The organism is Acidiferrobacteraceae bacterium, assembly GCA_037388825.1.
GTDB lineage: Bacteria > Pseudomonadota > Gammaproteobacteria > Acidiferrobacterales > JAJDNE01 > JARRJV01.
Genome location: JARRJV010000002.1, coordinates 68,425 through 93,910 on the forward strand (window position 1 = coordinate 68,425; position 25,486 = coordinate 93,910).

27 protein-coding genes are annotated in these 25,486 nt (G+C 60.9%); 25 read left to right on the forward strand and 2 right to left on the reverse strand.

The genetic code is table 11. The features are described from left to right. From hisC to P8X48_00770, 18 genes are all read left to right on the forward strand, one after another. Positions 1 to 1,191, forward strand: a complete 1,191-nt coding sequence (gene hisC, locus P8X48_00685; GenBank protein MEJ2105828.1) for a histidinol-phosphate transaminase — start codon at positions 1 to 3, stop codon at positions 1,189 to 1,191. Further along, complete coding sequence (locus tag P8X48_00690) at positions 1,106 to 1,996, forward strand: prephenate dehydrogenase/arogenate dehydrogenase family protein (protein MEJ2105829.1); 891 nt, start codon at positions 1,106 to 1,108, stop codon at positions 1,994 to 1,996. The genes hisC and P8X48_00690 overlap by 86 nt, the downstream gene beginning before the upstream one ends. A 2-nt stretch (positions 1,997 to 1,998) precedes the next feature. Beyond that, positions 1,999 to 3,327 (forward strand): 3-phosphoshikimate 1-carboxyvinyltransferase, encoded by a 1,329-nt coding sequence (gene aroA / locus P8X48_00695; protein MEJ2105830.1) that lies wholly within the window; start codon positions 1,999 to 2,001, stop codon positions 3,325 to 3,327. After that, positions 3,324 to 4,013, forward strand: coding sequence for a (d)CMP kinase (cmk, locus tag P8X48_00700; GenBank protein ID MEJ2105831.1), 690 nt, complete (start codon positions 3,324 to 3,326; stop codon positions 4,011 to 4,013). The genes aroA and cmk overlap by 4 nt, the downstream gene beginning before the upstream one ends. 108 nt (positions 4,014 to 4,121) lie before the next feature. Further along, entirely contained in the window at positions 4,122 to 5,816 is a 1,695-nt protein-coding gene (gene rpsA / locus P8X48_00705; GenBank protein ID MEJ2105832.1) for a 30S ribosomal protein S1, read from the forward strand. Between the two features lie 69 nt (positions 5,817 to 5,885). After that, the gene (locus P8X48_00710) at positions 5,886 to 6,209 is read left to right on the forward strand and encodes an integration host factor subunit beta (GenBank protein ID MEJ2105833.1); all 324 of its coding nucleotides are present in this window, start codon (positions 5,886 to 5,888) and stop codon (positions 6,207 to 6,209) included. 108 nt (positions 6,210 to 6,317) lie between these two features. Next, positions 6,318 to 6,614, forward strand: a complete 297-nt coding sequence (locus tag P8X48_00715) for a LapA family protein (GenBank protein ID MEJ2105834.1) — start codon at positions 6,318 to 6,320, stop codon at positions 6,612 to 6,614. After that, on the forward strand, positions 6,604 to 7,791 hold the full coding sequence (gene lapB, locus P8X48_00720) for a lipopolysaccharide assembly protein LapB (GenBank protein MEJ2105835.1): 1,188 nt from the start codon (positions 6,604 to 6,606) through the stop codon (positions 7,789 to 7,791). Before P8X48_00715 ends, lapB begins: the two co-directional genes overlap by 11 nt. Next, positions 7,788 to 8,495 (forward strand): orotidine-5'-phosphate decarboxylase, encoded by a 708-nt coding sequence (gene pyrF, locus P8X48_00725; GenBank protein ID MEJ2105836.1) that lies wholly within the window; start codon positions 7,788 to 7,790, stop codon positions 8,493 to 8,495. The genes lapB and pyrF overlap by 4 nt, the downstream gene beginning before the upstream one ends. A gap of 81 nt (positions 8,496 to 8,576) precedes the next feature. Next, complete coding sequence (locus P8X48_00730; protein ID MEJ2105837.1) at positions 8,577 to 8,858, forward strand: helix-hairpin-helix domain-containing protein; 282 nt, start codon at positions 8,577 to 8,579, stop codon at positions 8,856 to 8,858. A gap of 140 nt (positions 8,859 to 8,998) precedes the next feature. Continuing rightward, positions 8,999 to 9,958 carry a D-glycero-beta-D-manno-heptose-7-phosphate kinase gene (gene rfaE1 / locus P8X48_00735; protein MEJ2105838.1) on the forward strand — a complete coding sequence of 320 codons (960 nt, stop codon included), beginning with the start codon at positions 8,999 to 9,001 and terminating at the stop codon, positions 9,956 to 9,958. Then, entirely contained in the window at positions 9,958 to 10,959 is a 1,002-nt protein-coding gene (gene rfaD, locus P8X48_00740; GenBank protein MEJ2105839.1) for an ADP-glyceromanno-heptose 6-epimerase, read from the forward strand. Before rfaE1 ends, rfaD begins: the two co-directional genes overlap by 1 nt. A gap of 36 nt (positions 10,960 to 10,995) precedes the next feature. Then, a complete protein-coding gene (locus P8X48_00745; protein ID MEJ2105840.1) occupies positions 10,996 to 12,438 on the forward strand; it encodes a mannose-1-phosphate guanylyltransferase/mannose-6-phosphate isomerase in 1,443 nt (480 codons plus the stop codon). Between the two features lie 86 nt (positions 12,439 to 12,524). Beyond that, complete coding sequence (gene gmd, locus P8X48_00750; GenBank protein MEJ2105841.1) at positions 12,525 to 13,655, forward strand: GDP-mannose 4,6-dehydratase; 1,131 nt, start codon at positions 12,525 to 12,527, stop codon at positions 13,653 to 13,655. Positions 13,656 to 13,657: 2 nt separating this feature from the next. Further along, the gene (locus P8X48_00755; GenBank protein MEJ2105842.1) at positions 13,658 to 14,779 is read left to right on the forward strand and encodes a GDP-L-fucose synthase; all 1,122 of its coding nucleotides are present in this window, start codon (positions 13,658 to 13,660) and stop codon (positions 14,777 to 14,779) included. Between the two features lie 181 nt (positions 14,780 to 14,960). Next, a complete protein-coding gene (galU, locus tag P8X48_00760) occupies positions 14,961 to 15,845 on the forward strand; it encodes a UTP--glucose-1-phosphate uridylyltransferase GalU (protein MEJ2105843.1) in 885 nt (294 codons plus the stop codon). Positions 15,846 to 15,862: 17 nt separating this feature from the next. Further along, entirely contained in the window at positions 15,863 to 16,414 is a 552-nt protein-coding gene (locus P8X48_00765; GenBank protein MEJ2105844.1) for a hypoxanthine-guanine phosphoribosyltransferase, read from the forward strand. Next, complete coding sequence (locus P8X48_00770) at positions 16,414 to 17,184, forward strand: S-methyl-5'-thioinosine phosphorylase (GenBank protein MEJ2105845.1); 771 nt, start codon at positions 16,414 to 16,416, stop codon at positions 17,182 to 17,184. Before P8X48_00765 ends, P8X48_00770 begins: the two co-directional genes overlap by 1 nt. Positions 17,185 to 17,187: 3 nt before the next feature. Here P8X48_00770 and P8X48_00775 read toward each other — a convergent pair whose 3' ends face one another. Beyond that, a complete protein-coding gene (locus tag P8X48_00775; protein MEJ2105846.1) occupies positions 17,188 to 17,775 on the reverse strand; it encodes a CsiV family protein in 588 nt (195 codons plus the stop codon). A gap of 78 nt (positions 17,776 to 17,853) precedes the next feature. Between P8X48_00775 and P8X48_00780 the strand changes: the two genes are divergently transcribed. Beyond that, positions 17,854 to 18,306: a peptide deformylase gene (locus P8X48_00780; GenBank protein ID MEJ2105847.1), complete on the forward strand. Its 453-nt coding sequence runs from the start codon at positions 17,854 to 17,856 to the stop codon at positions 18,304 to 18,306. A 1-nt stretch (position 18,307) separates the two neighbouring features. Here the strand turns inward: P8X48_00780 and mfd are convergent, their stop codons facing one another. Further along, entirely contained in the window at positions 18,308 to 21,814 is a 3,507-nt protein-coding gene (gene mfd / locus P8X48_00785; protein MEJ2105848.1) for a transcription-repair coupling factor, read from the reverse strand. A gap of 175 nt (positions 21,815 to 21,989) precedes the next feature. Between mfd and P8X48_00790 the strand changes: the two genes are divergently transcribed. From P8X48_00790 to P8X48_00815, 6 genes are all read left to right on the forward strand, one after another. Then, the gene (locus P8X48_00790) at positions 21,990 to 22,514 is read left to right on the forward strand and encodes a CarD family transcriptional regulator (protein MEJ2105849.1); all 525 of its coding nucleotides are present in this window, start codon (positions 21,990 to 21,992) and stop codon (positions 22,512 to 22,514) included. 14 nt (positions 22,515 to 22,528) lie between these two features. Beyond that, positions 22,529 to 23,254: a 2-C-methyl-D-erythritol 4-phosphate cytidylyltransferase gene (ispD, locus tag P8X48_00795; protein MEJ2105850.1), complete on the forward strand. Its 726-nt coding sequence runs from the start codon at positions 22,529 to 22,531 to the stop codon at positions 23,252 to 23,254. After that, positions 23,251 to 23,727: a 2-C-methyl-D-erythritol 2,4-cyclodiphosphate synthase gene (gene ispF, locus P8X48_00800; GenBank protein MEJ2105851.1), complete on the forward strand. Its 477-nt coding sequence runs from the start codon at positions 23,251 to 23,253 to the stop codon at positions 23,725 to 23,727. The genes ispD and ispF overlap by 4 nt, the downstream gene beginning before the upstream one ends. Positions 23,728 to 23,793: 66 nt before the next feature. Beyond that, positions 23,794 to 24,552, forward strand: a complete 759-nt coding sequence (surE, locus tag P8X48_00805) for a 5'/3'-nucleotidase SurE (protein ID MEJ2105852.1) — start codon at positions 23,794 to 23,796, stop codon at positions 24,550 to 24,552. Between the two features lie 8 nt (positions 24,553 to 24,560). Next, a complete protein-coding gene (locus P8X48_00810; GenBank protein MEJ2105853.1) occupies positions 24,561 to 25,211 on the forward strand; it encodes a protein-L-isoaspartate(D-aspartate) O-methyltransferase in 651 nt (216 codons plus the stop codon). A 15-nt stretch (positions 25,212 to 25,226) separates the two neighbouring features. Further along, positions 25,227 to 25,486 (forward strand): LysM domain-containing protein (locus tag P8X48_00815; GenBank protein ID MEJ2105854.1); only part of this gene is annotated, 260 nt, incomplete at its 3' end.

The window sequence follows — 25,486 nt, forward strand, 5'->3', positions numbered from 1 at the left end:
ATGGTGGACAAGCTCTTTGAACTCGCGCGCCCCGGTGTGCAATCCCTCCGGCCCTATGAGCCGGGAAAGCCGATTGAGGACCTGGAGCGGGAATACGGCATCCAGAATGCCGTCAAGCTGGCTTCGAACGAGAATCCGCTGGGACCTTCGCCGGCGGCCCTGGATGCCGTCTCGGCGGCTGCCGGACAACTCGCGCGCTATCCCGACGGAAACGGATTTCGGCTGAAGGAGGCAATCGCGGCGCGCCACGGGACTGGTGTGCAGCAGATCACCCTTGGCAACGGATCCAACGAGATTCTTGAATTGGTGGTACGTGCCTTCGTGGAGCCCGACGACGAGGTCATCTTTTCGCAACACGCCTTTGCCGTGTATCCGATCGTGACCCAGGCGGCAGGCGCGCGCGGCATCGAGGTCCCGGCGCGCGAATGGGGCCATGATCTCGATGTAATGCTCAGCGCGGTGACGGAACGTACGCGTGTGGTATTTGTCGCCAACCCGAACAATCCTACGGGGACCTGGGTTCCCATGGACGCGCTCGAGTCGTTCGTGCAGGAGCTGCCGGACCATGTAGTCTGCGTGGTCGACGAGGCCTACAGCGAGTATGTCGAGGAGGCGGATTATCCGGATGCAACCCAATGGGTGGGACGCTACGATCGACTGGTGGTTACCCGGACCTTTTCCAAGATCTTCGGGCTCGCCGGGCTGCGCGCGGGTTATGGTGTCTCGTCGCCAACACTGGCGGACCTGCTGAATCGGGTTCGCCAACCGTTTAATATGAATAGCCTGGCGCTGGCCGGGGCCGAAGCCGCCCTGGGTGATCAACAGCACCTCGAGCGATCGGTGGAAAACAATCGCCAGGGCATGGTCCAGCTCTGTGACGCTTTCGGGGAGATGGGGCTGGAGTACGTCCCTTCAGTCGGAAACTTCGTTGCCGTGGATGTGGGTCAGTCCGGACAGAAGCTGTATGAAGACCTGCTTCGACGTGGTGTCATCGTACGCCCGGTTGGAGGCTACGGGATGCCGAATCATCTGCGCGTTACGGTCGGGACCCCGGAAGTCGGATTAGACATACCGACGTCATCCGCCCGGTGGCGGGACCATACTTATGATAAACCGTCTGGCAATAATCGGAATCGGCCTGATCGGCGGCTCCCTCGCCCGCGCCCTGCGCCGGGCCGGCGCCGTGGGTGAGGTCGTCGGCTATGGACGCAGCCTGGCCAATCTCAAGCTGGCCGTCGACCTCGGTGTGGTGGATCACGCGGAAACGAGTATCGATGCCGCGATCGAAAACGCCGATGTCGTCGTGCTGGCGGTCCCGGTCGGGGCCATGGGTGAGATTCTGGGACGAATCGCCGATTCCGTCACTCGGGAGACCGTGGTGACCGATGTCGGTAGTGTCAAGGCCGAGGTCCTGTTGGCGGCGCGCGAGGCGCTCGGCTCGAAGGTGTCACGGTTTGTACCGGGTCATCCCATTGCCGGTACCGAACAGAGCGGGGTGGCTGCGGCGCGCGAGGATCTGTTCGAGCATCACAAGGTGATTCTGACCCCGGACGCCGAGACCGATCCCGGCGCCGTGGAAACCGTGCGCGCCATGTGGGAGGCGGTCGGCGGTATCGTTCGTACCATGGATGCGCAGCAACACGACATGGTGCTTGCGGCAAGCAGCCACTTGCCCCACGTGCTTGCCTTTGCCCTGGTGGACATGCTGGTCCGCCGGGATGAGCACCGGGAGATATTCGACTACGCCGCGGGCGGATTCCGCGACTTCACCCGCATTGCCGGCAGCGATCCCGTCATGTGGAGCGATATCTGTGCCGCCAATGCAGGCCCCGTTCTGGAACTCATCGAACAGTATCGCGAGGACCTGAAGGAATTGGCGCGCGCGATCGAACAGGGCGACGGCAAGTGGCTGGAACAGGTGTTCCGGCGCGCCCGTCGTGCACGCGAGACCTATATCAAACCGCCAGAACCCGACGTTCCGGAAGCGCGGGAATAGCGATGTCCGGGGAGATCCCACGTATCGACTTTGCGGTAGCGCCGGGCGGTCGCCTGTCGGGCACGGTGCGTGTGCCTGGCGACAAATCGGTCTCTCACCGGGCGGTGATGCTGGGCGCGCTTGCCGAGGGTGAGACCTCGGTCGAGGGCTTGCTGGAAGGTGAGGATGTGCTTGCAACCCTGGCGGCCTTTCGGGCCATGGGCATTCAGGCAGAAGGACCGGACAACGGGCGCCTGCGCATTCACGGCAAGGGACTGCATGGCCTGAAGCCACCGGCAGCAGCCCTGGAGATGGGCAACTCCGGAACCGCCATGCGCCTGCTGACCGGGATCCTGGCCGGCCAATCCTTCGACACCACGCTGACGGGCGACGACTCTCTCAGCAAGCGACCCATGAACCGGGTGGCGGAGCCACTGCGCACCATGGGCGCCCGCATCGAAACCGCGGAAGGTGGGCGGCCGCCGCTGCAGATCAAGGGCGGTGCATCCCTGCACGGGATCGACTACGACATGCCGATGGCAAGTGCCCAGGTCAAGTCGGCGGTTTTGCTCGCAGGCCTGTATGCCGACGGCGAGACATCCGTTACCGAACCTGCGCCGACTCGGGACCATACCGAGCGCATGCTGAACGGCTTCGGCTATCGCGTCGTCCGCGACGGATCCAGGGCCAGCCTGCGGGGTGGCGGCAGCCTGCACGGCACCGCGATCGATGTTCCGGCGGATATTTCCTCGGCGGCATTCTTCCTGGTTGGCGCCTCCATCGCCTCCGGCTCCGATCTGACCCTGGAGCACGTAGGCGTGAATCCAACGCGCATCGGGGTGTTGCACATCCTGCAGGACATGGGTGCCGATATCACGATGAGCAACGAGCGGACCGTCGGCGGTGAGCCGGTGGCGGATCTCCGGGTGCGCGCCAGTCAGCTTCGCGGTATTCACATCCCGGAGGACCAGGTCCCACTGGCGATTGACGAATTCCCGGTGCTGTTCGTTGCGGCTGCCTGTGCCGATGGCACTACCGTGCTGACCGGGGCCAGGGAGTTGCGGGTCAAGGAGAGTGATCGCATCGCCGTCATGGCGGCGGGCCTGAAGACGATCGGCGTTGAGTGCCAGGAGACCGGGGACGGCATCGTGATTGAAGGTGGCCTTCTCGGTGGTGGTACGGTCGACAGTCACGGCGATCACAGGATCGCGATGGCCTTCGCCATTGCCGGCCTGCGGGCCGAATCCGAGATCCGGATCCAGGACTGCCGCAATGTGGCCACCTCCTTTCCCGGTTTCGTCGGCCTGGCGCGCGGTGCCGGTCTGTCGGTTTCGGAACGTACGGCTCCATGACCGACGAATCGGAGGTCCCGGTGCTCGCCATCGACGGGCCCAGTGGCTCGGGCAAGGGTACGATCGGGCAACAGATCGCGGCCCGTCACGCCTGGCATTTTCTCGACAGCGGCGCCCTGTACCGCGTGCTCGCCCTGGCGGCCCTGGAGTCCGGAGTGGATTTCTCGGACATCGATGCATTGGTCCAACTGGCTAGAAATTCTGATATTCATTTTGTGCCCCGTCCTGGTGCAACGGCCGAGGTCTACCTCGACGGAAAACTCGTGAGCGAACGGCTGCGTACCGAGGAAGCGGGCCGGGGCGCATCCCGGGTGGCGGCGGAACCGCGCATACGGGAGGCGCTTTTGCAGCGCCAACGGGATTTTCGCCGGCCTCCCGGGCTGGTGGCCGACGGCCGGGATATGGGCACCACCGTTTTCCCAAACGCAACGCTCAAGATTTTCCTCACCGCCAGCGCCGAGGAACGGGCCGAAAGGCGGTATAAGCAGTTGAAGGAAAAGGGATTCAGTGTTAACCTTGCGCGCCTTCTGGGGGAGATCCGCGAGCGCGACGAGCGCGATATGAACCGCAGCGCTTCACCACTCAGGGCCGCCGAGGACGCCATCGAGGTGGATACGACGGGCATGAGTATTGAAAAGGTTGTGGACCATATCGACGAACTGCTGCAGCAGCGTTTGTCCGGCTAAGGGATCTCCATTGTTCAACGACAACCCGTGGTGGTGTGTGCAATCCGGCAGCCGCGCACGGACAGACAACAGGGGCGACTTCGGTCGCGACAGGTTAACCACATTCTTATGGCTGAAAGTTTCGCAGAACTTCTCGAGCAGAGCTTCGAAAATACAGATTTCAAACCCGGTCAACTGATCACCGGTCAGGTCGTCGCCGTAACCGACGACGTGGTAATCGTAAACGCCGGACTCAAGTCCGAAGGCGTAATCCCCATCTCCCAGTTCAAGGACCACGAAGGCAATGTCGGGGTCCAGGTCGGCGACGATATCGAAGTCGTTGTGGAGTCGCTGGAAAACGGGTTTGGTGAGACCCTTCTTTCCCGTGAAAAGGCAACCCGCGCCAAGGCCTGGGATGTGCTGGAGAAGGCCTACGATGATCAGGACATCGTCAAGGGCATCATGACCGGCAAGGTCAAGGGCGGATACACCGTCGCCATTGACAGCATCCGTGCCTTCCTGCCCGCCTCGTTGGTGGACGTGCGCCCGGTTCGGGATCCAAGCTACCTCGAAGGCAAGGAACTGGAATTCAAGGTCATCAAGATCGACCGTCGTCGTAATAACGTGGTGGTGTCCCGTCGCGCGGTTGTCGAATCCGAACTTTCGGTTGAACGCGAAGCCCTGCTGGAGAGTCTGGAAGAGGGCCAGGTGGTCAAGGGTATCGTCAAGAACCTGACCGACTATGGCGCCTTCGTTGACCTGGGCGGCGTGGATGGCCTGCTGCACATCACCGATCTTGCCTGGAAGCGGGTCAAGCATCCTTCCGAGGTGCTCAACATCGGTGACGAAATCGAAGCCAAGGTCCTGCGCTATGATCGTGAACGCAATCGCGGGTCCCTGGGTCTGAAGCAGCTGGGTGCGGATCCGTGGGAGAACATCGACCGGCGGTATCCGGAAGGTACACGCCTGTTCGGCAAGGTCACCAACATCACCGACTACGGTGCCTTCGTGGAAATCGAGGAAGGCGTGGAGGGCCTGGTCCACGTGTCCGAGATGGACTGGACCAACAAGAACATTCATCCCAACAAGGTTGTACAGCTGGGCGACGAGGTAGAGGTGATGATCCTCGATATCGACACCGAGCGTCGCCGGATCTCCCTTGGCATCAAGCAGTGTCAGCCGAATCCATGGGAAGAGTTCGCCGCGAAGTACAACAAGAACGACCAGGTGGAGGGCGTCATCAAGTCCATCACCGATTTTGGCGTGTTCGTTGGCCTGGACGGGGGTATCGATGGCCTGATTCACCTCAGCGATCTGTCCTGGAATCGTCCCGGCGAGGAAGCCGTACGCGAATTCAAGAAAGGTGACGAGGTTAAGGCCGTGGTTCTGGCCGTGGATCCGGAGCGCGAGCGCATTTCCCTCGGTATTAAACAGCTGGGTGGCGATCCGTTTACTTCCTTCGTGGCCGAACACGGGAAGGGCAGTATCGTTCGCGGTACCGTGAGCAGCGTCGATGCCAAGGGCGCCGTGGTACAGCTCAGTGACGGCGGAGAGGTGGAAGGCTATCTTCGTACTTCGGAGCTTTCGCGCGAGCGGATCGAGGATGCCCGCTCCGTGCTGAACGAGGGTGAAGAGGTCGAGGCCAAGATCATGACCATCGATCGGAAGAACCGCAAGATTTCCCTTTCGGTCAAGGCCAAGGACATGCAGGAAGAGAGTGAGGCGGTTGAGGAATATACACGAAAATCCGGCGGCGCAACGACGACCCTGGGTGATATGCTCAAGGAGAAGCTGGGGTCGGGAGACGACGAACAGGAATCCTGATTGGAACGTGCAAGTGGCAGGGCCAGGTCCCTGCCACGCGTCCTCCGAAGTGGTACGGGGTAGGCGGAAATGACAAAGTCAGAACTCATAGATAGCCTCGCGGCCTCGCAGCCGCAACTCGAATACAAGGATGTCGAACTCGCGGTCAAGGAACTGCTCGAGCAGATGTCCGCCGCCCTGGCGGCAGGCGAACGCATCGAGGTACGTGGCTTCGGCAGTTTTTCGCTGCACTACCGTCCACCGCGGGTGGGCCGGAATCCCAAGACCGGTTCCGCTGTGCACGTAGCTGACAAGTACGTGCCCCACTTCAAACCGGGCAAGGAATTGCGTGACCGGGTGAAGGATATGGCCGGCCAACCGCAAAAGGGCGCTACCGGCGGTGACGACATTTAGTCCTGCGTGCGAAGAGGATAAGATAGGAAGGCATCGGAAGAACCCGGTGCCTTTTTTTATGGTCTTGCCCCGGTCACAAGCTGAGCGGGCGGGAACCGAGGAGATGAGATGACGCGAATTTTCTACCTGGTGCTTGCAATGGTCGTCTTCCTGGTCGGGTTGACATTCGCCTACCAGAATCACCAGACGGTGGATCTGAATTACTATTTCGGGTGGCACTGGTCGGCGCCCCTGTCGCTGATGATCATCCTGGCACTGATTCTCGGAGTCGCCATCGGATACCTGGTAACCCTGCGGCGGACCCTGGTCCTGCGTGGACAGCTGGCCCAGGCCCGGCGACAGATCCGGCAGGTTGAACAGGAAGTGGAAAACCTCCGGTCCCTGCCGATTAAAGATGTTATCTAGCCTGATCCAACTGTTGTGGCTGTTGCTGCCGGTCGCGGCGGCATCGGGCTGGTATGCCGGGCGGCGAGAGGGGCGGCGTGCGGCTGCGCGCTCGTCGGAGCGGGGAACCCTTCCCGAGGCCTACTTCCGCGGCCTCAACTTCCTGCTGAACGAGCAGCAGGACAAGGCGATTGAAGTATTCATCAAGATGCTGGAAGTAAACTCCGAGACGGTGGAGACGCATCTTGCCCTCGGAAATCTTTTTCGGCGCCGGGGTGAAGTCGAACGCGCGATCCGGATTCACCAGAACCTCATCGCCCGCCCGGCCCTCGACCGCGAACAACGCTCGCTTGCTCTGCTCGAACTGGGCCAGGACTACCTGAAAGCCGGGCTGTTCGATCGCGCGGAGAACCTGTTTACAGAACTGGTCGAAAACCGCATGCACGGCGACCAGTCGCTGCGCCTGCTTTTGCACATCTATCAGCAGGAAAAGGAGTGGGAGAAGGCGATCGCCACGAGCCAGCGCCTGGCGCGGCTGACGGGGAAATCCATGGATGTCGTCATCGCCCACTATTACTGTGAGTTGGCACAGGCGGGGATTGATGCGAGAGATTTTCGTACTGCGCGACACCAGCTCCGCAAGGCCCTCGGCAGTGATGCGAACTGTGTACGGGCCACGATCCTGCTGGGAGACGTGGAAGCCGCGGAGCACCGGGATCCGGAAGCGATCCGTACCTGGAAGCGGGTAGAGGAGCAGGACCCGCTGTTTCTGGGTGAGGTTGCGCACCGGATCGCCGATGCGTATCGCCGCCTGAATGACCTGAGTGGCCTGTACGCGTACTTCGAGGGCGCGAAAAACCGAGAGCGGGCGGTGCCCCTGATGCTGGAACTGGCGGACCTGACACGCGACCGCGACGGTATCGATGCAGCCGAGCGCTTTGTAGTGGAATGGCTGAGACGCTATCCCTCGGTGCAGGGATTGAAACGCCTGATCGAGCTGAACATGCTGCAGGCCGAGGGCCGCGCCAGGGAAGATCTGACCCTGCTCAAGGGGATTATTGAAAAGCTCGCCGAGCAACGACAGGGGTATGCCTGTCAGCAGTGTGGCTTCCGCGGGCGTTCCCTGTACTGGATGTGTCCGAGCTGCAACCAGTGGAACACGATCAAGCCGGTGGATGACACGGTGGCGGACACATGAGCGATGCCAATGCCCCACGCGTCGTGGTTGCCCTGGATTTTCCGGAGCCACAGACTGCACTGAAGCTGGCCGGTCGGCTCGATCCGCACAACTGCCGGCTCAAGGTGGGTCTGCAGTTGTATACACGAGCCGGGCCGGATCTCGTCCGCGCCCTGGTGGACCGGGGATTCGACATCTTCCTGGATCTCAAATTTCACGATATTCCGAATACCGTCGCTGCCGCCTGCGCTGCTGCGGCGGACCTTGGGGTATGGATGATGAACGTGCACTGCCTGGGTGGTCGACGCATGTTGCAGGCCGCGCGTCAGGCGGTGGACGAGTCCGCCCACAGGCCTTTGCTGTTTGGTGTGACAATCCTGACCAGCCACAGTGAGGAGGAACTGGGAGAACTGGGGTTGCAAGGCGATTCAGGGGCGGAAGTCACGCGGCTTGCGAGCCTGGCACAGGGGGCCGGGCTGGATGGCGTTGTCTGCTCGCCCCACGAAGCGGCAAGGCTCCGCGAGGCGCTGGGTGCAGGTTTCGGATTGATCACTCCCGGGGTCAGGCCAGAAGGATCGAGTTCCGACGACCAGCGGCGGACCCGCACGCCGACGGAAGCCCTGGCCGCCGGGGCGGACTGGCTCGTCGTGGGGCGACCGATCACCCGGGCTGCCGATCCGGTGCAAGCGCTGGCGGATATCAATCAGAGCCTCATGCCCGGTTGACCGCGACCCGAATCCGGTTACTATAGGGGCGCGTCCTGGATGGACGCTGTTTGTCATCAACCAATACATGGAGGTAGTTCAATGAAGCTCCTGACGAGCCTGATTCTTTGTTTATCCCTCGCCCTGTCTCCGATGGCCGCTCTGGCCGGCGGCGCCATGGTCAATATCAACACCGCGGATGCCAAGACCCTGGCGAAGAATATCAAGGGGATCGGCGATAAAAAGGCCAAGGCCATCGTCGCGTATCGTGCCCGCCACGGCCGCTTCAAGTCGGTGGACGAACTGAAGCAAGTGAAGGGGATTGGGAACAGTACCGTGGACCGGAATCGCCCCAATCTGACTGTGGGGCAGGGCGCGCGCTGACTCGCGCAATTGTCTGCACCATAAAAGGGGCGCCATTGGCGCCCCTTTTCCTTGGGTCGACACGACGCAAAAAGCTGCGATAATACCGAAACATAAGCGAATAATTTCAAGTACTGCTCTACGACTGACCCGGGAACCCTGTGATCCACCAACTGCTGGAAAAAATCGCCCAGGCGCGCGTACTGGTAGCCGGGGATGTGATGCTGGACCGCTACTGGTACGGGGCCGTGGACCGCATTTCGCCGGAGGCGCCTGTACCCGTGGTTGCGGTGCAGGACGCGGAGGAACGACCTGGCGGGGCCGCCAATGTTGCGGCGAACGTCACTGCATTGGGGGCGAACTGCACCCTGTTGGCTGTGACGGGCGATGATCGGGACGCGGATCTGCTTTCCAGTCTGGTTGAAAAACAGCGTATCGCCCACGGTTTCCATCGCGACAAGCTCGTCAACACCACCATCAAGCTTCGGGTCATTGCCCAGCACCAGCAACTGATTCGGGTGGATTTCGAGGCACCTCCGAGCAAGGACGCCTGTGTGCGCATGCTGGACGACTATATCGATCGCCTTTCCTCCCATGATGTCGTGATCGTGTCCGACTATGGAAAGGGCGGATTGGGCGGCGTCAAGGAAATGATCGCCGCCGCCCGCAAGGCCGGGGTGCCCGTGGTGATCGATCCCAAGGGAGACGACTACGCGGCCTATCGGGGTGCGACCCTGCTGACCCCGAATCGCAAGGAGTTCGAGCAGGTCGCCGGTCGATTCGTGGACAATGCCGATTTCGAGCAACGGGCCCGCAAGTTGGTCGAGGCGCTGGACCTGGAGGCCATGCTGGTCACGCGTAGCGATGAAGGAATGAGCCTGGTGCCGCGGAGCGGCGCCGTGTTGCATATGCCGGCGCGGGCACGGGAGGTATACGATGTCACCGGTGCGGGCGACACGGTGATCGCGTCGATCGCGGCGGCCTATGCCGCCGGCGGAGAGCCCGCGGACGCCTTGCACCTCGCCAATGTGGCGGCGGGTATCGTGGTGGGCAAACTCGGTTCGGCCACGGCAAGCCCGGAGGAGATCCGCCGGGAACTGGACTACGAGGAAGAAGAATAATGTATGTCGTAACTGGTGGCGCCGGCTTCATCGGCGCGAACATCGTGGAAGCCCTGAATCGACGTGGTATCACGGATGTTCTCGTGGTGGACAATCTCGAGCGTGGAGACAAGTTCCTGAACCTCACGGGTTGCGAGATAGCGGATTTCCTCGACAAGCGTGATTTCATTGCCCGCATACGTGATGGCCAGCTCGATGAAAAATTTGATGCCGTTTTCCATGAAGGCGCATGCTCCGACACCATGGAGCACAATGGCCGGTACATGATGGAAAACAACTATGAGTACTCGAAATCCCTGCTGCACTACTGCGACGAGCACCGGATACCCTACCTGTATGCCTCTTCCGCAGCGGTTTATGGTGGCGGCCGTGTCTTCCGGGAGTCACGGGAGTACGAGGCACCGCTCAATGTCTATGGCTATTCCAAGTTTCTTTTTGACCAGTATGTCCGTGCGCACTGGTCGCGCCTGAATACCCAGGTCGCCGGGTTCCGGTATTTCAACGTGTACGGACCCCATGAGCAGCACAAGGGACGAATGGCCTCGGTCGCATTCCATCACTACAACCAGTTGCAGGAGAGCGGAAAGGTAAGACTGTTCGAGGGCTACGACGGTTATGGCAACGGGGAGCAAAGCCGTGACTTTATCTATGTGGGGGATGTGGTCGACGTGAATCTCTGGTTCCTCGATCATCCCGAAAAGACGGGCATCTTTAATCTTGGCACCGGTCGTGCCCAGCCGTTCAATGACATTGCCCATGCCGCGGTGAATACGATGCGCCGGCTGAACGGCGAAACGGAATTGAGCCTCCCGCAAATGGTCGATCAGGGCATTCTCGAATACATAGTTTTCCCGGAGGCACTCAAGGGCAAGTACCAGAGCTATACCGAGGCTGACATGTCGGCCCTGCGGGCAGCGGGGTACACGGCGCCCTTTCTCACGGTCGCCGAAGGGGTAGGGAAATACGTGGAATCCCTGCATGGACATGCGGGCACGGGTTGAAGCGCCCCGGGCAAGTGACCAAAGGACGCGAGGGTCTTGAGCGACACTGAGAACACATCTGGCGATATTGTCCCTGTCATCCTGGCCGGTGGATCCGGTACGCGTCTTTGGCCGCTCTCGCGGGAGTACTACCCGAAACAGCTTCTGTCCCTGTCGGGAGATCAATCGCTGTTGCAGGACACGGTTCTTCGCCTGGCGGATTTCGATCATGTCTCCAGCCCCGAAGTCGTCTGCAACGAGGAACATCGATTTCTGGTCGCGGAACAGTTGCGTGAAGTGGGTGTGGCACCCGGTCGCATACTGCTGGAACCGGTCGGGCGCAACACGGCGCCGGCGCTTACACTGGTCGCGCTGGATGCAATGATGAACCGGGGTGATCCGGTACTCCTGGTGATGCCCGCCGACCATGTCATCCCTGATCGCGAGGCATTCCATTCCCTGGTCGCTGAAGGTGCTCGCTTTGCCGACGAAGGAAAACTCGTCACCTTCGGAATCGTACCGAGCTCCGCAGCTACAGGCTACGGATACATCCGCGTGGGAGACGACCATGCGGTATCGGCATTTGTCGAAAAGCCTGATCCCGACACCGCGACAGAATATCTGGAGAGTGGCGACTACCTCTGGAACAGCGGGATGTTCATGCTGAAGGCCTCGGTCTGGGTCGAGGAACTGGGCAAGTATCGAAAGGATATTCTTGATGCATCACAGATCGCGTATGCGGCCGGGACCCACGACCTGGATTTTTTCCGTCTGCCCTTGGAGGAATTTGCTGCGATTCCGTCAGAATCCATTGACTATGCAGTGATGGAAAAGACCGATCGCGCGGTAGTGCTGCCTCTCGATGCCGGTTGGTCGGATATTGGCGCATGGTCCGTGCTCTGGGAGGTGTCGCAACGCGACCGGGCCGGCAATGCCCTGTCGGGCGATACCCTGGTTCATGACACACGAAACAGCCTGGTGATGGCGCGCCACCGGATGGTTGCCACGGTAGGAGTAGAGGACCTGGTCGTAGTGGAAACGCCGGACGCGGTGCTGGTCTGTCACAAGGAACGGGCCCAGGATGTGAAGCACATTGTCGCGAGCCTGAAACAATCGGAGCGACCAGAGTACCGCTTTCACCGGCGTGTGTATCGCCCGTGGGGATCCTACGAAGGGGTGGACATCGGTGAGCGCTTTCAGGTCAAGCGCCTGTCGGTCAAGCCCGGCGCGGCCCTGTCCCTGCAGAGCCATCAGCATCGGGCAGAGCACTGGGTCGTTGTGCGCGGGACGGCCAGGGTGACCCGGGGCGAGGAAGAGCTCCTGTTGACGGAAAATGAGTCGACGTACATACCCGTGGGTATGAAGCACCGGCTGGAGAATCCCGGCAAAATTCCGCTGGAGATCGTCGAGGTGCAGTCCGGTGGTTACCTGGGAGAGGATGATATTGAGCGCTTCGACGATCGCTACAATCGACACCAGGGGGACGATCAGGGATCCTAGAACAGGGCCGGGACTTTTCGCGCAAGCGGGAACCGCGAAGAGCTTCCGGTTTTTTTGAAGATACTCGGACTGGGTTTGAACGCACCATGAAAAAGGCACTGATAACAGGTATCACGGGGCAGGACGGCGCCTATCTGGCGGAATTTCTGCTTGAGAAGGGCTACGAGGTCCACGGAATCAAACGCCGGACATCCCTGTTCAACACCGATCGCATTGACCATTTGTATCAGGACCCCCACGTAGCCGATCGCCGGTTTGCCCTGCACTATGGGGATATGACCGACTCCAGCAGCATCATCCGGATAATCCAGCAGGTGCAGCCGGATGAAATCTATAACCTGGCCGCACAACGCCACGTGCAGGTCTCATTCGAGGAACCGGAGTACAGCGCGGATGCGGATGCGCTGGGCACTCTTCGCCTGCTGGAGGCAATTCGAATTCTCGGTTTGGAGAAGAAATGCCGCTTCTACCAGGCCTCCACATCGGAGTTGTATGGCAAGGTGCAGGAGACACCTCAAACGGAGCAGACGCCTTTCTATCCCCGATCACCCTATGCCGTGGCGAAGTTGTATGCCTACTGGATTACGGTGAACTACCGCGAGGCATACGGGATGTACGCGTGCAACGGCATTCTGTTCAACCATGAGTCTCCGGTTCGCGGAGAGACATTCGTAACGCGCAAGATCACCCGCGCCCTTGCACGCATCCGTCTTGGGCTGCAGGACTGCCTTTATCTCGGGAACCTGGATGCGAAACGCGACTGGGGGCATGCAAGAGACTCTGTGGAAATGCAATGGCTGATGCTGCAGCAGGATCAGCCGGAAGATTTTGTTATTGCGACCGGCCAGCAATTCAGCGTACGGGAGTTTGTCAATTTTGCGGCCGATCGGCTTGGCATCGCCATTGAATGGAGTGGCTCGGGGGTTGACGAGGTCGGCACGGTCCGGGATATCGACAAGGCCGAGATCAGCAAACATGTTTTTCGGGAGTTGCGCCCCGGAGACACGATCGTGCGGGTGGACAAGCGTTACTTCCGGCCCACGGAAGTGGAGACACTGTTGGGCGACCCGTCCAAGGCGAAACAGAATCTGGGTTGGGAGCCCCGCACCTCCTTCAAGGAACTGGTTGAGGAGATGGTGCTGGCCGATCTGAAGTCGGCGGAGCGTGATGAGCTTGTGAAACGCCACGGATTTGCGGCGTACGACTACAACGAGTAGCAATGGAGACGGAAGCCAGAATCTATATCGCCGGTCACCGGGGCTTGGTGGGCTCTGCCCTGGTGCGCGCGCTTCGCGAGCGAGGGTACGCCAATCTGCTGACCCGCAGCCACTCGGAACTCGACTTGACGGAGCAGGGCGATGTTCGCGGTTTCTTTGAGCAGGAGAAACCGGACTACGTCTTTCTCGCGGCGGCAAAGGTAGGCGGAATCATGGCCAATGCCACGTACCCGGCCGATTTCATCTATCGCAATCTGCAAATCCAGAATAACGTCATCGAGGCCGCACGAAAGACCGGCGTTCGGCGCCTGCTCTTTCTCGGTTCGTCCTGTATCTACCCGCGGGATTGCCCACAACCGATCCGGGAGAGCTACCTGTTGACCGGGCCTCTGGAGCCAACCAATCGCCCCTATGCCGTGGCCAAGATCGCCGGTATCGAAATGTGCTGGTCCTTCAACCGGCAGTACGGCACGCAGTACCTCGCCGTCATGCCGACGAATCTCTTTGGCCCGGGAGACAACTATGACCTGGAGAAGTCCCATGTCATCCCGGCCCTGATCCGGAAGGTCCATCTGGGCAAACTCGCGCAAGAACAGGACTGGGATGCCATTGCCCGGGATGAAGCCCGCTATGGTGAAATTCCGGATGAGATGAAGGACGTGTTGGGCATTCCGCCCCATGGGGCCGGGGAAACCCCCCGGGTGCCATTGTGGGGCACGGGGGCGGCGCGAAGGGAATTTCTCTATAGCGAAGATTTCGCCGATGCAGCGGTGTACCTGATGTCACTCGACGATGCGGCGTTTGCCGACCTGCTTAACCCTTCGCTCCAGGGCACGAACCGGCAATCGGAGCGGTCCTGGGAAGGCGAGCCTCCCTTGATCAATATCGGCGCGGGCAAGGACATCACGATCCGCGAATTGGCGACGCTGGTGGCCGCGGTCGTAGGCTATGAAGGCGAATTCGCCTGGGATGGCACGAAACCGGATGGTACCCCGCAAAAGCTTCTGGATTTGACCAAGCTTTCGGCCAGCGGCTGGACGTCGAACATCTCCCTGCGCGAAGGGATCCGACTTGCTTATCAGGACTATCTCGACCAGCGCGCGACCCTGAAGGAACGGGCATAGTCATGGGGACGCGCGGGGGATCTGCCGGTGTTGGTTGCCGATTTTCCCCGGGTCCGGAACGGGCAGACCGGGTCAGCATCGTTCAGAGTCCTTACCGGGAGCGGCGGGGAACGCTTGTGCAAATCATTTCCCGCCATGGCAACATGGCGTAGCGAAACACAAATCGTTCAGGAGCAGATCCGTGTCGGATGTTGGGAAAATAAAGAAGGCAGTCTTTCCGGTAGGTGGCCTCGGGACCCGCTTTCTGCCGGCGACCAAGGCCAGCCCCAAGGAAATGCTGCCCGTGGTGGACAAGCCGCTGATCCAGTACGCCGCTGAAGAAGCAATCGCGGCGGGGGTGGAATTGCTGGTATTCGTCACTGGCCGCGGGAAGCGGGCGATCGCCGACCATTTCGATGTGTCCTATGAGCTCGAGATGGAGTTGCAACAGAAGGAAAAGGACGCGCTTTTGCGTTCGCTTCAGAATATTCTTCCGGACAATGTGAACGCGGTCTTCATCCGACAGCCCATGCCCAAGGGCCTGGGCCACGCAGTGCTGATGGCGAAGAGCGTTGTCGGCAATGATCCATTCGCAGTGATCCTGGCGGATGACCTGATCGACAGCGGGGACAATCCCTGCCTGAAGCAGATGGTGGACGTATACGAGCAATGTGGCGGCAGTGTGCTGGCGGTCCAGGATGTGCCGGCAGAGCAGGTCAACCAGTACGGTATCGTCAGTGTCGAACCGGTTTCGGAGCGACTCGGAAAGGTGAAGGCCATCGTCGAAAAGCCCAGTCCGGAAGAAGCACCATCCACGCTGGGCGTGGTCGGGCGCTACATTCTCACGCCGCGAATCTTCCACCATCTCGAGGATACCCGGCCCGGTGCCGGCGGGGAGATCCAGTTGACCGATGCCATCGCCGCCCTGATGGTGGAAGAGTCGGTGTATGCCTATGAATTTCAAGGGAAAAGGTACGATTGCGGCAGCAAGCTCGGCTACCTCGAAGCGACGGTGGAATACGGCCTGAAGCATCGCGAGCTGGCCGATTCCTTTCGACAATACCTGCGGCAGTTACCGCTGGACTAGGGGAACGTCGCCGGTCCATGCAAGAGATCACGGCAGGTGAAGCCTGGTCGGTTCTGCGGGATGCCGATTGTCTGCATTCCGATGAGGCGGTCGAACGGGCCATCCAGTCCATGGCCGATCAGATCAGCAGTCGCGTCGCCGACCGGAATCCCATCTGTGTGTGCGTGCTCAATGGCGGGACCGTTCCCTTCGGCAAACTGTTGACGAAACTGGATTTCCCCCTGGTCACGGATTACATCCACGCCACCCGCTATGGCGGGGCCCTGACCGGCGGCGGCCTGAGCTGGATTGCCGGGCCGCATGTGGATCCGAAGGGTCGCACGGTTGTGTTGATCGACGACATCTTCGATGAAGGGACCACCCTTGAGGCGCTGGTGGAGCATTACAAGAGTATGCAGGCACGGGAGATTGTCACGGCTGTACTGGTGACCAAGGACCGCGAACGCGAAACAAGCATTCGACCGGACATCAGCGGACTGAACGTGCCAAACCGCTACGTGTTCGGGTGTGGCATGGACTACAAGGGTTACCTGCGAAACGCGCCGGGTATCTACGCGGAAAAGAAATAATGGTTGATATTGCAATCATCGGCGGAAGCGGGCTGACCAGGCTGAAGAACCTGGAGATCACGCGCAAGGTCGTGATGCGCACTCCGTATGGCGAACCCTCGGCACCGATGGTGTATGGGATGCTCGGCGGGCACGAGGTTGCCTTTCTGCCGCGCCACGGTCCTCGGCATACGATACCGCCCCATGAGGTGAACTATCGCGCCAATCTTTGGGCGCTGCGAGATGCGGGAATCCGTCGCGTGATCGCGATTGCCGCGGTCGGCGGGATCGGAGCCGGCTACCGGGAGCCGGGGACTCTGGTACTGCCAGACCAGATCATCGACTATACCTACGGCCGGCCCAATACCTACTTCACCGGCGCCGACAAGAAGGTCTTTCACATTGACTTCAGCTTTCCCTATTGCGAAGCGCTGCGCCAGTCGCTTTACGAGGCGGCGGTGGCGGCCGGGCACGACGTCGTGTTCGGTGGAACGTACGGCGCGACACAGGGGCCACGATTCGAAACCGCTGCCGAAATCGCGCGTATGGAGCGCGATGGTGCGAGTATCGTTGGGATGACCGGAATGCCCGAGGCCGCACTCGCGCGCGAACTGGAGATCTGCTACGCAACCCTGGCGCTGGTGGCGAATCCGGCCGCCGGGAAAAGTGCCAGGCCGATCAACCTGCAGGAAATCAACGACAATCTCAAAGAGGGAATGAACCGGGTGCGCGCATTGTTGCAGGCCGTGATACCGGCATGCATCGCCGCCGGTATCGGTGAAGACGATTGACGCCTACCGTTTGTTGCTCAATACAGGTGTGACCGCGATCAGGGCACCAAACTTCGGATGGTCGAAGTACTGGACGTCTCCCGAATGGATGCGACGCTCCTGGCTTATACGATACAGGAGTGCACCCGGGATCCCATCAGCCTGCACCATTGTCGTCGGGTCACCCTCCTGCATCAGGAGATTCACATCGAGGTGCAGGAAGCGGCTGAGATAGAACTTCAGGGTTCCGTTCAGCTGGCCGTCATTGCTGTTGATGCGAATCAGCTCTGCATTCCCTTCGGGCTTGGCTTCCTCCACCCACCGCTTGTGGAAGAGTACACGGTAACCGGAATCTGCATCCAGATTCTCCAGTGCCCTGGAAAGATCGCTGTCGGGATTCGGAACGTTGTTGATCAGAACCGCCTTGTCCAGGTCTGCGATATTGGTGTCCACGCGGTCCTGGGACCACAGTTCGCCGCCCTCCAGGTCGGGGAGATTGTTCTGGATCACCGCGACCTCGACCTCGTATACACTCGGGTTGGAGTCCTGCGGCGCCGCGATGCCCGTCGTAGCCAGGCCAAGGAAGAGGAAGAATATCGGCAGTCGATTCACGTTTGTCGTCCGTAGTGTTCCGGTAGCACGCCCATTATAGTAGAAATGACATTTGTTACGAATCGGGAATCACCCGCGATGTCCGTCCGACCGGTGCTGAAAATGGGAAACCCGCTTCTGTTTGAAGAAGCGGAAACGGTGCGTGAATTCGGCACCGATTCCCTGCGTGATCTTGTCCAGGACATGTTCGATACCATGCATGCAATGGATGGGGCGGGCCTGGCGGCGCCCCAGATCGGCGTTTCGCTGCGGGTCGTGATTTTCGGCGTTGAGGCGAATCCCCGGTATCCGGATGCAGAGCCGGTTCCGACAACTGTGCTGATCAATCCGACCATTGAACCGCTCGGGGAGGAGACCGAACTGGGGTGGGAGGGTTGTTTGAGCGTGCCCGGAATGCGCGGCCTTGTGCCACGATACAGCTCGATCCGTTATCGCGGCCGCGACCCCGACGGCAACCCAATCGAGCGTTTGGCGGCGGATTTCCATGCGCGGGTCGTGCAGCACGAATGTGACCTCTTTCCGGAGCTCTGAGTCAGCCGTCCGCCAGTTTCAGGGATGCCAGCACCTCGCGGATGGCCTCCAGGCGGCTGACTGCATCGGGCAGTTCGGCACTGATACGCAGTCGTTGCGGCCCTTCCAGTCGATACCTGCCCGGGACCGATTGCAACAGGTTGATCAAACTGCCCGGATCGACGGGTGCCGATTTGGCGAAATCGATCCGTGCGCCGCGGGGACCGATATCGATCTTGCGTATACCCAGGGCAGTTGCACCAAGCCGCAGTTCGGCGATCTCGTACAACAGGGTGGCCGGCTTCGGCAGCAAGCCGAAGCGGTCGACAAACTCCTCGCGCAGTTGCAGGAGCTGTTCGGGCGAACGGGCATTGCTGATGCGCTTGTAGAGAACCAGGCGCATGTGAATGTCGGGTATGTAGTCTTCAGGCAGCAGGGCCGGAACATGCAGGTTGATCTCGGTCCCGCTGGACACCTCGGTATCGGTTAGATCCGGGGTCTTTCCCTCGCGCAGGGTCTGCACCGCCCGGTTGAGCAACTCCGAGTACATGGCAAATCCAACTTCATCGATCTCGCCACTCTGCGATTCGCCCAGCAGTTCGCCGGCCCCACGGATTTCGAGATCGTGGGAGGCGAGGGCGAAACCGGCACCCAGTTCTTCCAGGGCCTCGATCGCCTGCAGGCGCTTGCGCGCATCGGTGCTGAGAGCCGCAAGCGGTGGGGAAATGAGGTAGGCATAGGCGCGGTGGTGGGATCGTCCCACCCGTCCGCGCAACTGATGGAGTTGCGCCAGACCAAACTTGTCCGCGCGCTCGATGATGATGGTATTTGCAGTCGGAATGTCGATACCCGATTCGATGATGGTGCTGCAAAGCAGAACGTTGAAGCGTTGGTGATAGAAATCCAGCATCACCTGTTCGAGTTCGCTTTCCGGCATCTGTCCGTGGGCGATCTGGATGCTTGCCTCCGGAACCAGATCATGGAGACGCTGCAGAACGCGCTCCATGGTTCGCACCTCGTTGTGCAGGAAAAACACCTGGCCGCCGCGCCGGATTTCCCGCAAACAGGCCTCCCGGATGAGTCCATCGTTCCATTCCAGCACAACCGTTTTGATGGACAGGCGTTCCTGGGGAGGAGTGGCGATGATGGAGATGTCGCGCAATTCTGCCATGGCCATGTTGAGAGTGCGCGGAATCGGCGTCGCGGTCAGTGTCAGGATGTCCACGTCGGCCCGGAGTTTCTTGAGGCGCTCCTTCTGACGAACGCCAAAGCGGTGTTCTTCGTCGATAATCACCAGGCCCAGATTGCGGAACCGGACATCGTCCTGGAGAAGACGGTGGGTCCCGACCACAATATCGACCCGACCATCGGCAAGCCGATCCAGTGTTTGCTGCTGCTCGGCCTTGGTGCGGAATCGTGACAGGAGTTCAATTCGCACCGGAAGATCCGCAAAGCGGTCGGAAAAATTCTGGAAGTGCTGTTGCGCCAGCAGAGTGGTTGGGGACAGCAGCGCCACCTGCGTGGCCCCGTGCACGGCAAGGAAAGCAGCCCGCATGGCAACCTCGGTCTTGCCAAATCCCACGTCTCCGCACACGAGACGGTCCATGGCGCGCGGGGAACTCATGTCGGCGACCACGTCGTCGATCGCGCGTTCCTGATCCGGTGTTTCCTCGAACGGAAAGGCGTCGGAAAAGGCGGCGAATTGCTCGTCGGGGGCGGGGAAACGATGACCGGTGCGCGCGGCGCGCAGGGCATGGATCTCCAGCAGTTCGGCCGCTGCATCGTAGGCCTTCTCCTGCGCGCGGCGTTTGGCCTTCTCCCAGGTATCGGAGCCCAGCTTGTGCAGTGGTGCATGTTCGGGATTGGTCGCCGTATAGCGACTGATCAGGTGCAGGGCGACGACGGGCACGTACACCTTGTCACCGTCGGCGTATTCCACCGTCAGAAACTCGGTTGGTCCATCGCCGACGTCAAGGGTCGAAAGGCCGCGATAGCGTCCGACGCCATACTCCTCGTGCACAACCGGGTCGCCGGGGCGCAGCTCTTCCAGGCTGCGAATGACGCTATCCGTTTCGGTTCCTCTTCCCTCGCGCCGACGCCGTTGGGCCGCGCGCTCGCCGTAGAGCTGGGTTTCGGTAATTACGCTGACGGGCGCTTCCGGCAACACCATGCCCCGGTCCATATCCGCAACCGTGATCGCAAGCCTGTCGTCTGTCTCACGAAACGCAGCCCACCCGGTGACATCGACGGGAAACAGTCCGTGGTCGTGCATCAGGGTTTTCAGGGTCTCCCTCCGGCCCGGGCTGGAAGCGACTACGAGCACCCGGCCGGAAACCGACTCGAGGTAGTGAAACAGCGCTTCATAGGGGTGTTCGCTGGTCCGGTCCACCGGCAGCCGGGGCGGGGGGTCGGTTCGGTACACGGCCACATCGCCGGTGGTAGCGGGGCCGGACCGTTCGTCGTCCCGAAACGGCAGGTGCACGATGCGCGAGTAGCGGGCGATTCCGTCGGCAAATTCCTGTGGGTCGAGAAACAGATCCGCCGGCGGAAGTATGGGCCGCTCCACGTCCGAGCCAAGCTGCTGGTAGCGGTCTTCGGTCTCGGTCGCGAAGCGGGAAGCCGACCCAAGGCTGTCCTGGTCGAGAACGCACAGGGAGTTCCCGGGCAGGAAATCAAAAATGCTGGCAAGCCGATCGTGAAACAGCGGCAGATAGTATTCGGCACCGGCCGGAATCAGCCCCTGGCTGACATCCCGATAGAGGGAGATGCGTTGCGGATCCCCCGCGAAACGGGCACGGAAGGCCTGGCGGAACTGGCGGATCGCATCTTCGTTGAAGGCGAATTCGCGGGCGGGTAGAAGCCTGATTTCCTGCAGGGTCTCCAGGGAGCGCTGGGAGCGGGGATCGAAGCTGCGCAGGGACTCAATCTCTTCGCCGAACAGATCGATCCGGTAGGGCCGCTGGGCACCCATGGGAAACAGGTCAATCAGACCGCCGCGGATGGCAAACTCTCCCGGTTCCATGACCTGGCTCACCGCGGCATATCCGGAACGAACCAGGCGCTCGCGAAACGTGCCAGGATCCAGCCGGTCCCCGGACCGCAACAGGAAGCTGTAGCCGGAAACATACTCGGGCGGGCACAGTTTGTGCATCAGGGTTGATGCGGTGGCAATGACGATGCCGTGCTGAAGTTCGGGCAGGCGATGAAGGGTAAGCAGTCTGCGGGAAATAATGTCCGGATGGGGCGAAACGACGTCGTAGGGCAGGCTTTCCCAATCCGGGAAGACCAGCAGGGGCAGATCGGCGCCGGCAATGTAGAACCGGATTTCCTCCAGAATCTGGTAGCTCGTGCGGGCGTCCGGCATCACCACCAGCACCGGACCGGCATGCTGACGCGCCGCCTCGGCAATGGCGAGGCCGCGAGCGCTGCCGTACAGGCGGCTCCACTGCAACTCGGCGCCGGGGAGCGCGGGCAGCATCGGACGCAGGGGCGAGATCGGAGCCGCAGGATTTTTCTGGGGTTTTGACACGGTCAGTTAGCCGGTAGAAAAAGCGCGCTATTGTACCGCACGCATTGCGTGAAGCGGCCGGATGTGAAACCCTTGTCAACTCCGTGGGTTATCGGCATAATTTAATCCAGTTTACAGTTATCCGCTGTATCCTGCGCTCTATCAAAACATCACGTACCAGGAGAGGGGAGGGTTCATGAGCAGGAAACCCAAGTACGCAATCGGTGATTCGGTCTTTTATCCTTCCGCAGGCGTTGGCGTCATCGAGGCCATTGAAGACGTCTTTATCGCCGGCCAGTGCGATCCCTGTTTCGTCATCCGAATTCGCGAATCGGGCATGGTCGTCAAGGTTCCCCAGACCAATGTCGACAAAAGCGGAATCAGGCCCCTGCTCTCCAGCCGGAAACTGAAAGAACTCTACCGTACCCTGGAAGCCAAATGCGCCCGTCGCGTCACGGGCGGCAACTGGACCGAGCGCTGCAAGGAACTGGAGCGCCGCATCAACGGGAGCTCAAGCCTGGAGCTCGGCGAAGTGGTGCGAGACCTGCTCTCGTGGAAGGCCGATAGTGGCCTTTCATTCGAGGAATCCATGCTCCTGGAAACGGCGACGACCTACCTCTCCTACGAATTGGCCGCAGTGAAAGCGATCGCACCGGAAGAGGCCTATGATGAAATCGTGGGCCGGGTCTGCAAGCAGGCCAGCAAGAAAGCCGTCGCCTGAGGCGGCGTTCTTCCTTGGCAAGTGATTCCGGAATCTGGGTCCTGATCCCAGCGGCGGGTTCCGGCAGCCGTATGGGCACCACGGTGCCCAAGCAGTACCTTCCCCTGGCCGGTCTTCCGGTCCTGACCCATACCCTCATTCGTCTCGGCAGCTTCCCGGGCCTTCGCGGTATCGTCGTCGGCCTGTCGCCGGATGATCTCCACTGGGACCAGGTTGAGCAGCAGGTCGCTGATCTCCCTGTACCTCTTTATCGCTGCGAGGGCGGCGCGGAACGGGCACAGACCGTGCTCAAGGCCCTGGATCATCTCGCACCCCAGGCCCGCCGGGGCGATCGCGTCCTGGTTCATGATGCCGTGCGCCCGTGTGTACGCCATACGGACATTGCTGCGCTGATCATGGCGACGGAGGGGCTTGAGGAAGGCGGCCTGCTGGCGGCCCCCATAGTGGATACGATCAAACGGAGTGACGAGCACAATCACGTTATGGAAACCGTGGACCGCAACCGCCTGTGGCGGGCGCTGACGCCACAGCTGTTTCCCATGGAAGCGCTGCGCACGGCCCTGCGGCAGGCCATGGATCGCGGTCTTGCGATTACCGACGAGGCGTCCGCCATGGAGTCCGCCGGGTTTCGGCCGCTATGCATCGCCGGGAATACGGACAATATCAAGATTACCTGGCCAACGGATCTCGCTCTGGCAGAATATTATCTTGCGCAACAGGAGAAGGAGAGCAGTCGTTGATTCGGGTAGGTCACGGGTACGATGTGCACGCGCTGGTGGCCGAACGGCGGCTTGTTCTGGGCGGCGTGGAGATCCCCCACAGGCTCGGGCTTGCCGGCCATTCGGATGCCGACGTCCTGATCCATGCCGTCTGTGACGCGCTCTTCGGGGCCGCGGGACAGGGAGATATCGGCCGCCATTTTCCGGATTCAGATCCGCAATACGCCGGAATCGAAAGCCGCATTCTGTTGCGCAAGACAGGCGAACTCCTGCGGCAGCAGGGCTGGCGTGTTGGCAATCTGGACGCCACCATCATTGCCCAGGCGCCAAGGCTTGCCCCCTACATCGGGACCATGTGCGCCAATCTGGCCGCGGATCTGCAGGTAGATCCGGCTATGGTGAACGTCAAGGCCACGACGACGGAAAAACTCGGCTTCATCGGCCGCGAACAAGGGATTGCGGTTGAATCGGTGGTTCTGATTGAACGCGACTGAAGTCGCGCCCCCGCTGGCGGCGAGACATTTGGCGGGTTCACGGCTTTTTCTGTATCTTTGCCGCTCGTGCACATCCTGCTTTCCAATGACGATGGCTATCTTGCACCGGGGCTTGCGGTTCTGGCAGACAGCCTGCGTGAAGTCGCCGAACTGAATGTGGTCGCTCCCGATCGTGACCGAAGCGGTGCCAGCAATTCGCTCACGCTGACCCAGCCTTTGCGGCTGAGGCAGGGGCAGAACGGCTTTCACTACGTCGACGGCACTCCCACGGACTGCGTCCATCTCGCGATCACCGGTTTGCTGGAATCCGAACCGGACATGGTTATCGCGGGCATCAATCTTGGCGCCAACATGGGTGACGATGTGATCTACTCCGGGACCGTTGCCGCCGCCATGGAGGGGAGATTTCTCGGTCTGCCGGCCATGGCCGTATCCCTGGTCGGACACGAGGGTCGGCACTTCACTACCGCCGCGCGGGTGGTGCGCCAAGTGCTTGGCTGGTTGGTGGAGCGTCCGCTTCCGGCGGATACCATTTTGAACATCAACGTTCCGGATCTTCCCTACGAGCAACTGCGGGGTTTCGAGAGCACCCGCCTGGGCCACCGCCACAAATCCGAACCGGTAGTCCGGGACCAGGACCCGCGGGGCGAAACCATTTATTGGGTGGGTCCGCCTGGCGGGGAGGCCGACGCCGGGCCGGGTACGGATTTCCACGCGGTTCGAAACAGCTGCGTGTCCATCACGCCCCTGCACGTGGACCTGACGCGTTATACTGCGCTGGAAAGCGTGGCCGACTGGCTCAAACAGCAAGACTTTTCCGCGTGAGGCCATAGATGCAAGGTATCGGGATGACTTCTTCGCGCACGCGAGCGCGCCTGATCACCCGGCTGCGGGAACATCCCCTGGTGAAAGAGCCCGTGCTTGAGGTGATGTCTTCCCTGCCACGACACCTCTTCGTCGACGAGGCCCTGGCTTCCCGTGCCTATGAGGACAATGCCTTGCCCATCGGCCACGGGCAGACGATTTCCCGGCCGTCCACCGTAGCCCTGATGAGCAGCCTCATTCTCGACGGCAGGCCGCTGGAACGCGTCTTGGAAATTGGCACCGGTTGCGGGTACCAGACCGCGGTTCTCTCGGCCCTTTGTGGCAAGGTCTATACGGTGGAAAGAATTCAGGCCCTCCTGACCGGCGCCAAAAAGAGACTGGTGGGGCTTCGCTGCAGGAATATCTCCTACCGTCTGGCGGATGGCAGTATTGGCTGGCCGGAGCAGGGCCCCTTTGATGCGATTCTGACGACCGCAGCGGCCCCCGAGCTTCCGCTCGCCTTGCGCGAACAACTGGCCGTGGGCGGAAGCCTGATCATCCCCGTCGGAGAGGGGGAGCGCCAGGAACTGCACCGGATCACGCGCACAGACGAGACCGGATTCGAAGAAGAGGTGATTGAAGCCGTTCGATTCGTGCCCCTCGTTTCGGGTGAGCAGTAAGGCCCGGCGCAGGAGATGGGGAATCGGAAGGCAAGCACCGGTCTTTGCGTCCTGCTGTTCGCCGTCCTGCTTGGGTCCTGCACCGGGGGAGGAGAGCTTTCACCGGACGTGGATCGCAGCCCTGAGCGGCGTTCGTCCGATTATCGCACGGTGCTGCGCGGCGAGACCCTGTACAGCATTTCCTGGGACGTTGGGGTGGACTTTCGAACGCTCGCGCAGTGGAATCACATCGGTCCGCCGTACCTGCTGCGCGCCGGACAACGGCTGCGGATTAC

What these genes read in the sequence shown, in the direction of transcription:
- aroA (MEJ2105830.1), top strand. Translation starts at nt 1,999, where the DNA reads ATGTCCGGGGAGATCCCACGTATCGACTTTGCGGTAGCGCCGGGCGGT.
- P8X48_00810 (MEJ2105853.1), top strand. Translation starts at nt 24,561, where the DNA reads ATGCAAGGTATCGGGATGACTTCTTCGCGCACGCGAGCGCGCCTGATC.
- P8X48_00780 (MEJ2105847.1), top strand. Translation starts at nt 17,854, where the DNA reads ATGTCCGTCCGACCGGTGCTGAAAATGGGAAACCCGCTTCTGTTTGAA.
- hisC (MEJ2105828.1), top strand. Translation starts at nt 1, where the DNA reads ATGGTGGACAAGCTCTTTGAACTCGCGCGCCCCGGTGTGCAATCCCTC.
- lapB (MEJ2105835.1), top strand. Translation starts at nt 6,604, where the DNA reads ATGTTATCTAGCCTGATCCAACTGTTGTGGCTGTTGCTGCCGGTCGCG.
- pyrF (MEJ2105836.1), top strand. Translation starts at nt 7,788, where the DNA reads ATGAGCGATGCCAATGCCCCACGCGTCGTGGTTGCCCTGGATTTTCCG.
- P8X48_00790 (MEJ2105849.1), top strand. Translation starts at nt 21,990, where the DNA reads ATGAGCAGGAAACCCAAGTACGCAATCGGTGATTCGGTCTTTTATCCT.
- P8X48_00770 (MEJ2105845.1), top strand. Translation starts at nt 16,414, where the DNA reads ATGGTTGATATTGCAATCATCGGCGGAAGCGGGCTGACCAGGCTGAAG.
- P8X48_00715 (MEJ2105834.1), top strand. Translation starts at nt 6,318, where the DNA reads ATGACGCGAATTTTCTACCTGGTGCTTGCAATGGTCGTCTTCCTGGTC.
- P8X48_00755 (MEJ2105842.1), top strand. Translation starts at nt 13,658, where the DNA reads ATGGAGACGGAAGCCAGAATCTATATCGCCGGTCACCGGGGCTTGGTG.
- P8X48_00690 (MEJ2105829.1), top strand. Translation starts at nt 1,106, where the DNA reads ATGATAAACCGTCTGGCAATAATCGGAATCGGCCTGATCGGCGGCTCC.
- P8X48_00730 (MEJ2105837.1), top strand. Translation starts at nt 8,577, where the DNA reads ATGAAGCTCCTGACGAGCCTGATTCTTTGTTTATCCCTCGCCCTGTCT.
- rfaD (MEJ2105839.1), top strand. Translation starts at nt 9,958, where the DNA reads ATGTATGTCGTAACTGGTGGCGCCGGCTTCATCGGCGCGAACATCGTG.
- gmd (MEJ2105841.1), top strand. Translation starts at nt 12,525, where the DNA reads ATGAAAAAGGCACTGATAACAGGTATCACGGGGCAGGACGGCGCCTAT.
- cmk (MEJ2105831.1), top strand. Translation starts at nt 3,324, where the DNA reads ATGACCGACGAATCGGAGGTCCCGGTGCTCGCCATCGACGGGCCCAGT.
- P8X48_00710 (MEJ2105833.1), top strand. Translation starts at nt 5,886, where the DNA reads ATGACAAAGTCAGAACTCATAGATAGCCTCGCGGCCTCGCAGCCGCAA.
- rpsA (MEJ2105832.1), top strand. Translation starts at nt 4,122, where the DNA reads ATGGCTGAAAGTTTCGCAGAACTTCTCGAGCAGAGCTTCGAAAATACA.
- P8X48_00765 (MEJ2105844.1), top strand. Translation starts at nt 15,863, where the DNA reads ATGCAAGAGATCACGGCAGGTGAAGCCTGGTCGGTTCTGCGGGATGCC.